Annotated in this window: 10 protein-coding genes; all 10 read left to right on the top strand. The window is 65.0% G+C overall.

Annotated features, from left to right (window positions below; genetic code table 11):
• Positions 1-242 (top strand): hypothetical protein (locus QMC81_08500; GenBank protein ID MDI6907510.1); only part of this gene is annotated, 242 nt, incomplete at its 5' end.
• Positions 239-739, top strand: a complete 501-nt coding sequence (locus QMC81_08495) for a YfbM family protein (GenBank protein MDI6907509.1) — start codon at positions 239-241, stop codon at positions 737-739. The genes QMC81_08500 and QMC81_08495, both read left to right, overlap by 4 nt.
• 214 nt (positions 740-953) lie before the next feature.
• Positions 954-1169 (top strand): hypothetical protein, encoded by a 216-nt coding sequence (locus QMC81_08490; protein MDI6907508.1) that lies wholly within the window; start codon positions 954-956, stop codon positions 1167-1169.
• A 385-nt stretch (positions 1170-1554) separates the two neighbouring features.
• Positions 1555-3243 carry an arginine--tRNA ligase gene (gene argS, locus QMC81_08485; protein ID MDI6907507.1) on the top strand — a complete coding sequence of 563 codons (1689 nt, stop codon included), beginning with the start codon at positions 1555-1557 and terminating at the stop codon, positions 3241-3243.
• A 31-nt stretch (positions 3244-3274) separates the two neighbouring features.
• Positions 3275-4903, top strand: coding sequence for a CTP synthase (locus QMC81_08480; protein MDI6907506.1), 1629 nt, complete (start codon positions 3275-3277; stop codon positions 4901-4903).
• Positions 4904-5015: 112 nt separating this feature from the next.
• The gene (gene sppA, locus QMC81_08475) at positions 5016-5930 is read left to right on the top strand and encodes a signal peptide peptidase SppA (GenBank protein ID MDI6907505.1); all 915 of its coding nucleotides are present in this window, start codon (positions 5016-5018) and stop codon (positions 5928-5930) included.
• A 142-nt stretch (positions 5931-6072) separates the two neighbouring features.
• Positions 6073-6705: a Yip1 family protein gene (locus QMC81_08470; protein ID MDI6907504.1), complete on the top strand. Its 633-nt coding sequence runs from the start codon at positions 6073-6075 to the stop codon at positions 6703-6705.
• Between the two features lie 73 nt (positions 6706-6778).
• Positions 6779-7138, top strand: a complete 360-nt coding sequence (locus QMC81_08465) for a response regulator (protein MDI6907503.1) — start codon at positions 6779-6781, stop codon at positions 7136-7138.
• 78 nt (positions 7139-7216) lie between these two features.
• The gene (locus QMC81_08460; protein MDI6907502.1) at positions 7217-7897 is read left to right on the top strand and encodes a hypothetical protein; all 681 of its coding nucleotides are present in this window, start codon (positions 7217-7219) and stop codon (positions 7895-7897) included.
• Positions 7885-8742, top strand: coding sequence for a class II fructose-1,6-bisphosphate aldolase (locus tag QMC81_08455; protein MDI6907501.1), 858 nt, complete (start codon positions 7885-7887; stop codon positions 8740-8742). The genes QMC81_08460 and QMC81_08455 overlap by 13 nt, the downstream gene beginning before the upstream one ends.
• Positions 8743-8801: the final 59 nt, after the last annotated feature.

Below are 8801 nucleotides of genomic sequence, written 5' to 3'. Positions count from 1 at the left end.
TCGAATTTCAGTTGACCCCGGAAGAACAAAGCAAATTGTACGCCGCATGGGATAACGACCCCGTTGTCAGAGCATTAGAGACCAAGAAGAAGCACTTCTTGACGCAGGAAGAACTGGAGAGCGTCCTCGAGCTGTGGCTGTGGGCCATCAAAGAACACGATCTGGTCCGGTGGCTTGAAGCCCAGGAGCAACAAGGACCAGGTGCACAAGAACAAGAGAGGAGCAGTCAACCGTGTCCATGATCGGCAACTACGTCCGGGTCAGCGCCCAAGAGCTGGAAGAGGCCCTGAAAGATTCTTCCCTGATAAGTACCCTAATCTTCGGTGAAGAAGAGGACGAAGAGGACGGCAAGCCCCGGGAGAATACCCTGGAGATCGACCAGGCCTGGCACGGCATCCACTTCCTCCTCACCGGCGACCCTTGGGCGGGCGCCCCGCCGCTGAGCTACGTCGTCCTTGGCGGGCAGCCCCTGGGTGACGACGACCTGGGCTACGGCCCGCCGCACTATCTCACCCCGGCGCAGGTCAGGGAAGCGGCAGCGACCCTCACCCAACTGTCCCTCGATGACCTCCGGCAACGCTACGTCCCGGAGAAATTCGTGGCGGCGGAGATCCACCCCCCTATATGGGATGAGGGCGAGGAGGCCCTAGAGTATATCCTCTCTTACCTCAGACAGGTGATTGACTTTTTCAGAACCGCCGCCGCCAACGGCGAAGCGGTTATCTTCTGGCTGGAATAGCCGTACGACAGGCGCCCTGCTGCGTCACCAAATCGAGCGGACACCGTTCCTTGCATTGTTCCTAAGCAATCACCGCTACCCAAGCCACACCACGCGCAGCCCCTGCGACGCCTTCAACCGAGGTGCGGTCTGTCACCAGGGATGCCTACTGCAACCTGGCCCTCTTCACCGGGGAATGGCAGGACCCGAGCGGCCTCATTAGGGGGTACACCAAATGGATACCGTACGTTTGGCAGGACTCGTCAGCATTATTGGCGGTTTCATTTGGTTAGTCTTTGGAATCCAGGGGTATAAAGAGAAAGGTCTAACCTATGGCTTACTTGAGGTGTTATACTTTAGCCTCTTAGGATTATTTGAAATGTCGTCCGTTTCAGGATTAATTGCCGGACCTATACTGATTGTTCTTGGCATTTGTCTTTTGGTCTTCTGAGGTTCTGGCCTTCGGTCTTGCGGCGCTGGCTGGTAGGTTTCCCTATGGTAATATGCTACCCTGTGTAACTGTAAAAGAGGCTTTCTGTAAACCGAGCTACTTCACAGCCAAAACCCGGAACTGGTGACGGACAATCACGAAGTTAACAACTTCGGCCGCAGTACCTGTAGTAGCTGCACTTGACTTTGATATGAGCCACTACTGGGAGTGGCGGCGACCCTGGAAGGAATTCATGAAGCGAATTCCTTCCAGGGTCTCACATCTCACAGGGTGACAATATCACAGGCCGGTGACACGCCCCGGGCGGCTTCCCTTGACAGCCTTCGGCCCCGCGGGGTAAGCTAAAGGATGGAATTTACGGACAAAAGCAGAACGGAGGTCGAAGATGGCTTTCCTGCTGGCGAGCCTGCGGGCCGCCATCGAGCGCGCCTTACGCGGCGCGGCGGAAGCGGCCGGTGAAGAACTGGGACTGGCCGCAGGGTTCACTCTCCCCGATTTCACGGTTGAAGTCCCCCGGGAAAAAGAACACGGCGATTTCGCCACCAACCTTGCTCTCCTGCTCACGAAACCAGCCCGGCGCCCCCCGCGCCAGGTCGCCGAAGCGATCGTCCGCCGCCTTCCGCTGGAAGGAATATCGGTCGCCGAGGTCTCCATCGCGGGACCGGGCTTTATTAATTTCCGGCTCGACCCGTCCTGGGTCTACGGCGTCCTGCCCGAGATCGATGAGGCCGGCGCTGACTACGGGCGCAGCTCCATCGGCGGCGGCCGCCGGGTGCAGGTCGAGTTCGTCAGCGCCAACCCCACCGGCCTTCTGCACATGGGCAACGCCCGGGGCGCCGCCCTGGGGGACAGCCTGGCCTCGCTGCTGGCCTTCGCCGGCTTCGACGTCGAGCGCGAGTACTACATCAACGACGCCGGGCACCAGGTCGAGAACATGGCCCTTTCGCTCGAGGCGCGTTTCCTGCAGGCCCTGGGAAGGGACGTCCCGGTGCCCGAAGACGGGTACCACGGCGAGGACCTGAAGGACACAGTGCGGCGCTTCATCGAGGAGAACGGGACGGGCCTGGCGGAGGCCGCCCCCGAGGAACGGCGCGCCCGGCTGCTGGCCTACGGCCTGAACGAGAAGATCACCGCCATCCGCGAGAGCCTGGAGCGCTTCGGCGTGCGCTATGACGTCTGGTTCTCGGAGCAGACGCTGCACCGGTCCGGCGCGGTGCCGGAGACCATTGACCTTTTGCGGTCCCGCGGCCACCTCTACGAGAAGGAAGGGGCGCTCTGGTTCCGGGCCGCCGCCTTCGGCGTGGAGAAGGACGAGGTCCTGGTCCGCGCCAACGGTGTCCCGACCTACTACGCCGCCGACATCGCCTACCACAAGAACAAGTTCGACCGGGGCTTCGCCTGGGTCATCGACATCTGGGGCGCCGACCACCACGGCCATGTGGCGCGCATGAAGGCCGCCCTGGACGCCCTCGGCTACGACCCCGAGGCCCTGGACGTCATCCTGATGCAGCTCGTGCGCCTCTACCAGGGCGGGGAGATCGTGCGCATGTCCAAGCGCACCGGCCGGTTCGTCACCCTGGACGAGTTGCTCGACGAGGTCGGGACGGACGCCGCGCGCTACTTCTTCGTCACGCGCAGCGCCGACAGCCACCTCGACTTCGACCTCGACCTGGCCAAGCGGCAGAGCAACGAAAACCCCGTGTTCTACATCCAGTACGCCCACGCCCGCATCGCCAGCGTCCTGCGCCGGCTCGAGGCCCGGGGCCGGCCCCTGCCGCGGGCGCGGGAGGTCGACCCGACCCTGCTGCGGGAGCCGGAGGAGATGGCCCTGCTGCGGCGGCTGGCCGATTTTCCGGAGGAGGTCAACCGGGCGGCCCTTGACATGGCGCCGCACCGGGTGGCGCATTACGTGCACGATCTGGCCGGGCTGTTCCACGGTTTCTACAACGCCCACCGTATCCTGGGCGCCGGCCCGGGCCTGGAGGAGGCCCGCCTCGTCCTGGCCGTCGCCACCAAGACGGTGATCAAGACGGCGCTGACCCTTCTTGGTGTCTCGGCGCCGGAGAGAATGTAGGTCTTTTCTATAGGGTAGGGGAGTGGAAAACATGGCCAAATTCATCTTCGTCACCGGCGGAGTCGTATCCTCACTGGGCAAGGGCATCACCGCGGCCTCCCTGGGCCGGCTCCTCAAGAGCCGCGGCCTTACGGTGGCCATCATGAAGCTCGACCCCTATCTCAACGTCGATCCCGGAACCATGAGCCCCTACCAGCACGGGGAGGTCTTCGTCACCGAGGACGGCGCCGAGACCGACCTGGACCTGGGCCACTACGAGCGCTTCATCGACACCAACCTCACGCGCTCCTGCAACGTCACCACCGGCAGCATCTACTGGGCGGTGATCCGCAAGGAGCGGCGCGGCGAGTACCTCGGCGGCACGGTCCAGGTCATCCCCCATATCACGAACGAGATCAAGGAGCGGGTCCTGCAGGTGGCCGCCGAGAGCGGCGCCGACGTCATCATCGGCGAGATCGGCGGCACCGTCGGCGACATCGAGTCTCAGCCCTTCCTGGAGGCCATTCGCCAGTTGAAGAGCGACCTCGGCAAGGATAACACCCTCTACGTCCACGTGACCCTGGTCCCCTACCTGGCCGCGGCGCGGGAGCATAAGTCCAAGCCCACGCAGCATAGCGTAAAGGAGCTTCGCGGCATCGGCATCCAGCCCGACGTCCTGGTCTGCCGCAGCGACCGGCCGTTCTCCCGCGACCTGAAACGGAAGATCGCCCTCTTCTGCGACACCGAGGAGCGGGCTGTGATCCAGGCCGTCGACGCCCCGTCGATCTACGAGGTCCCGCTCATGCTCGAACAGGAGGGGATGGCCGAGTTTGTCGTGGAGCGCCTGGGCCTGCAATGCGGGGAGCCCGACCTGCAGCCCTGGGAGGACATGGTCACCCGGATGAAGAACCCCCGCCGGCACGTCACCGTCGCCCTGGTGGGCAAGTACGTCGCCCTGCCCGACGCCTACTACAGCGTCACCGAGTCCCTGCGGCACGCCGCGGTCCATAACGACGCCGCCGTTGAGGTCCACTGGGTCAACGCCGAGGACCTGGAAAACGGGCGGGTCGAGGCCTTCCTGGACGGGGCCGACGGCATCCTGGTCCCGGGCGGATTCGGCGACCGCGGGACCGAGGGCAAAATCCTGGCCGCGCAGTACGCCCGCGAGCGCCGGGTGCCATACCTGGGCCTCTGCCTGGGCATGCAGCTCGCCGTGGCCGAGTTCGCGCGGGGCGTCCTGGGCTGGGAGAGGGCCAACAGCTCCGAGTTCGACCCGGACACCTTTTATCCGGTCATCGACATCCTGCCCGAACAGAAGACGATCTCCGACAAGGGCGGCACCATGCGCCTGGGCGGCTTTCCCTGCCGGGTCGTCCCCGGCACCCTGGCCCACCGGGCCTACGGCCGGGAGATGATAACCGAGCGGCACCGCCACCGCTACGAGTTCAACAACGACTACCGCGCGGACCTGGAGGCGGCGGGGATGGTCCTCTCCGGCCTCTCGCCCGACGGCCGCCTGGTGGAGATCATCGAGCTGCGGGACCACCCGTGGTTCGTGGCCACCCAGTTCCACCCCGAGTTCAAGTCGCGGCCGAACCGCCCTCACCCCCTGTTCCGCGACTTTATCGCCGCCGCCCTTGAACGGTCGTCGTTCGTCGGGGATCGGTCGTCGGGCTCGTAGCCGTCGGGCAAAAATTGGGCGGCGCCCGGGACCAAGAACGCGAGTTTTGGGGCCGGCGGAGGAGAATCCTGAATATAGCTTGGCCATACAACGGCAATGAGGAAGTGGTTCTTTGAACCGTAAGGTTTGGGCCGGAATCATCCTCGGGCTGGCGCTTGTCTCCCTGATCGTTGTGGCCGCCCTCGGCTTCCGCGGTCCCGGCATCGACTACCACGGGCACGCCGGCCAGGCCATCGGCATCGTGCGCGTCGAGGGGATTATCGTCGGGGGGCGTTCAGGGTCCTTCCTGGACGCCACCTCGGCCGCCGAGGACATCGTCGACCAGCTGCGCCGGGCGCGGAAGGATCCCGCCATCAAGGCCGTGGTCATCAGGTTGAACAGCCCCGGCGGCTCGGCCCCGGCCTCCCTGGAGATCGGGGAGGAGGTCGCCCGTGTGCGGGAGGCCGGCAAGGTCGTCGTGGCCTCCATGGGCGACACCGCCGCCTCCGGGGCCTACTGGATCGCCGCCAGGAGCAACACCATCGTCGCCAACCCCGCGACACTGACCGGCAGCATCGGGGTCATCATCCAGACCCAGCGGCTGATGGGTCTCTACGACAAGCTGGGCATCGATACCGAGACGTATAAGAGCGGGCCGTTCAAGGACATGGGCTCGCCCTCGCGCCCCCCGACCGAGGAGGAGCGGGCTATTTTCCAGGGTATCGTGGACGAGATGTACCGCGAGTTTGTCGCCGTGGTGGCCAACGGACGGGGCATGAGCTTGGACCGCGTGCGGGAACTGGCCGACGGCCGGGTCTACACCGGACGCCAGGCCCACGAACTGGGGCTGGTCGACCGGCTCGGGGACTTTGAGGACGCGGTGCGCCTGGCGGCCGACATGGCCGGCGTCAGGGGTGAACCCGAACTGGTCGAGATGTCAACGCGTAGCCCGTGGGAGGAACTGTTCGGCGGGTTTTCGTCCTCGCTGGCCGGGCGCGCGTCCGACGGGCTGTGGCTGATTATGGACCCGCTCGTCGTACAGCGGTAAAGGGCCCTTGGAAAACCTCGCCTGGCTTGGTCAGGGCGAGGAACGGTCCGCGACGAGTCTGGAGTTGTCGACGCCGAGCACCGGAGCGAAGGGGGAAACCCCCCGACCCCGTGGAGTTTCTCTTCCAAGGGAGGAGTTTTTCTTGCCCAGCCCCGGCTTTTTAGAAACGGTCTACGGCGTGCTCTTCGACCCGGTGGCCACCTTCCGCCGGATGCGGGAGGCGCCGCCCCTCGGCCTGACCGCCGGCGTGGTGACGGTGGTCAACTCCGCCACGGCCCTGATGAGTATCCTGACCTTCCGTATGCTGCCCGCCGATCCCTCCGGGTTCGGCACGGCCCTCGGCGGGCTGGCCCCCTTCATCGCCCTCATAGGGTTCTTCTTCTGGTATCTCAAGTGGCTCGGCTACGGTGCCGTTCTTCACCTCACCGCCCAGTTGCTCAACGGGGAAGGCGGGCCGAAGGCGACCCTCGTCGCCTACGGCCTGACCGGCCTGCCCTCGCTGTTGCTGCTCCCCCTGCAGGGCCTGATGGCCGTCCTCCGGCCGGGCGGCCTGGCGGAATCCCTGATCACCGCCCTCTTCGGGCTCGCCGTTCTCGTCTGGTCCACGGTCCTTCTGGTTCTCGCTTTGCGCGAAATGCATAACCTGACCACCGGGAGGGCGGTGGCGGTTGTGGCCGTCCCGGCCGCGGTCCTGCTGCTGGCCGTGGGCTTTACCATGGTGATTTCTCTCCTGGGTCTCATCGCCTTCCTGCCTGAAATACCGGTGCAGATCTAATATTATGGGCAGGATTTCCCTCCACTGGTAACGAATATGGGCAGGCAAAGAATAAGGTGAGGTGGGATGGGAGATGCTTTTGGTCGTGGATGACCAGCCGTCTATCCGGCAACTCCTCTACGAGGCGCTGTCCGGGGAGGGTTATCGGGTGGAAGTTGCGGCCAACGGCCGGGAGGCCGTCGCCAAGGTTCAGCGCGAGCGGCCTGAGCTGATCCTGCTCGACCTTAAAATGCCCGGGCTCAGCGGTTTGGAGACCCTACAGGAGATCCAGAAATACACCCCCGGCGTCCCCGTTATCCTGGTTACGGCCTACGGGGAGCTTTCCGACCCCGGCGGAGCCGAGCGAATGGGTGTCAGGAGCCTGATTCTAAAACCTTTTGACCTGAACGATGTCCGGAATACAGTCCGCGGGATATTGGATGGGAACGTCTAGGGGGGACTTTTTTTAGTGAAAGGAATTTCTCTGCAGGCGGCGAACTGGTCAGGTACGGAGGAGGTCGGAGATAGGCCCATGGTTATAGACACCGAGACCACCGTCGCCCTGCGCTGTCCCGAGTGCGGCAGACTGGGACTGTTCACCCTGGACCGGTTTTCCTTCAGCCGGGAGAAAACGCAAGAAGTGCTGTGCGGCTGCGGGGCGGCGCTGATGATCGTCACCGGCAAGAAGCATCGCTCCTACTGGCTGGAGATCAACTGCGCCATCTGCGAGGCCACCCACCTCTACCGTCTCTCACCGCGGGAATGCTGGGGGCCGGATGTGGTTCACCTTTCGTGCCAGGAGACCGATATCGAAATGGGGCACGTCGGGCCCCGCGAGAAGGTAAAGGCCTGCCTGCCGAGCCACGAGGAGGCCCTGGAAGCCCTGGTGGCCGAGATGGGCGGGAAGGACTACTTTCACAACGCGGAGATCATGCTCGCCGCCCTGACTTACGTCCATACCCTGGCCGAGGAAGGGAACATGTCCTGCGCCTGCGGGGAAAACCGTATCGAGCTGGAAATCCACCCGGACCGGGTCGAGTTGCACTGCCGCCATTGCCGCCGGGTGTATGTCATCGAGGCGGCCACGGACGAGGACCTGGTGCGGCTGGAGTCCGCCGAGCGTATCGAGTTGAGCCGCCACGTCACCCCCCGGCCCGGGGGCGGAGCACGTTACGGACACGATAAAAAGGGGGATCTCAATTGCCCCTCGTAACGACTGCCGAAATCCTGGCCCGCGCCGAGGCGGGCGGATGGGCCGTCGGCGCCTTCAACTGCAACAACATGGAGATCGTACAGGCCATCGTCCGCGCCGCCGAGGCCGAGAAGGCGCCGGTCATCGTCCAGGCCAGCCAGGGAGCCATCAAGTACGCCGGGCTGGATTATATCGCCGCCCTGGCGCGGCAGGCCATCGCCGAGGCCGCCGTTCCGGTGGCCCTCCACCTCGACCACGGCACGAGCTTCGAGCAGGCCGTCCGCTGCATCAGGGCGGGCTTCAGTTCCGTCATGATCGACGGCTCCCACCTGCCTCTTCAGGAGAACATCGCCCTCACCCGTCGCGTCGTCGACGTCGCCCGGGCCGTGGGCGTCTCCGTCGAGGCCGAACTCGGCCGCATCGGCGGTACCGAGGACGACATCTCGGTCGGCGAGCGGGAGGCCTTCTTCACCGTGCCCGAGGAGGCGCGCGACTTCGTCGCCGCCACCGGCGTGGACGCCCTGGCCGTGGCCGTCGGGACGGCGCACGGGCGCTACAAGGGCGTGCCCCGCCTGGACTTCGAGCGCCTCTCGAAGATCAGGGAAATCGTCAGTGCCCCGCTCGTCCTGCACGGCTCCTCCGGGGTGCCCGCCGAGGCCATCCGGGAGGCCGTCCGCCGCGGGGTACGGAAGATCAACATCGACACCGACATCCGCCAGGCCTTCACCGACGCCGCCCGCTGCGTCCTGGCGACCGACCCCGGCGAGATCGACCCGCGCCGTATCCTCGGTCCGGCGCGTGAAGCCGCGTCGGCCGTCATCCGGGAGAAGATCCGTCTCTTCGGCAGCACCGGGCAGGCCTGGTAGCCGGAATCTGCGCCCGCGAATCAATCCGCAGGAGGGTCAGCCACGCTCCGATCCAGCAC

The sequence above is a fragment of the Thermoanaerobacterales bacterium genome (assembly GCA_030019475.1).
In the GTDB taxonomy this organism is placed as follows: Bacteria; Bacillota; Desulfotomaculia; order Desulfotomaculales; family JASEER01; genus JASEER01.
Note: the sequence above shows the minus strand (reverse complement) of the source record. Positions and strands in the feature narration are given on the sequence as shown.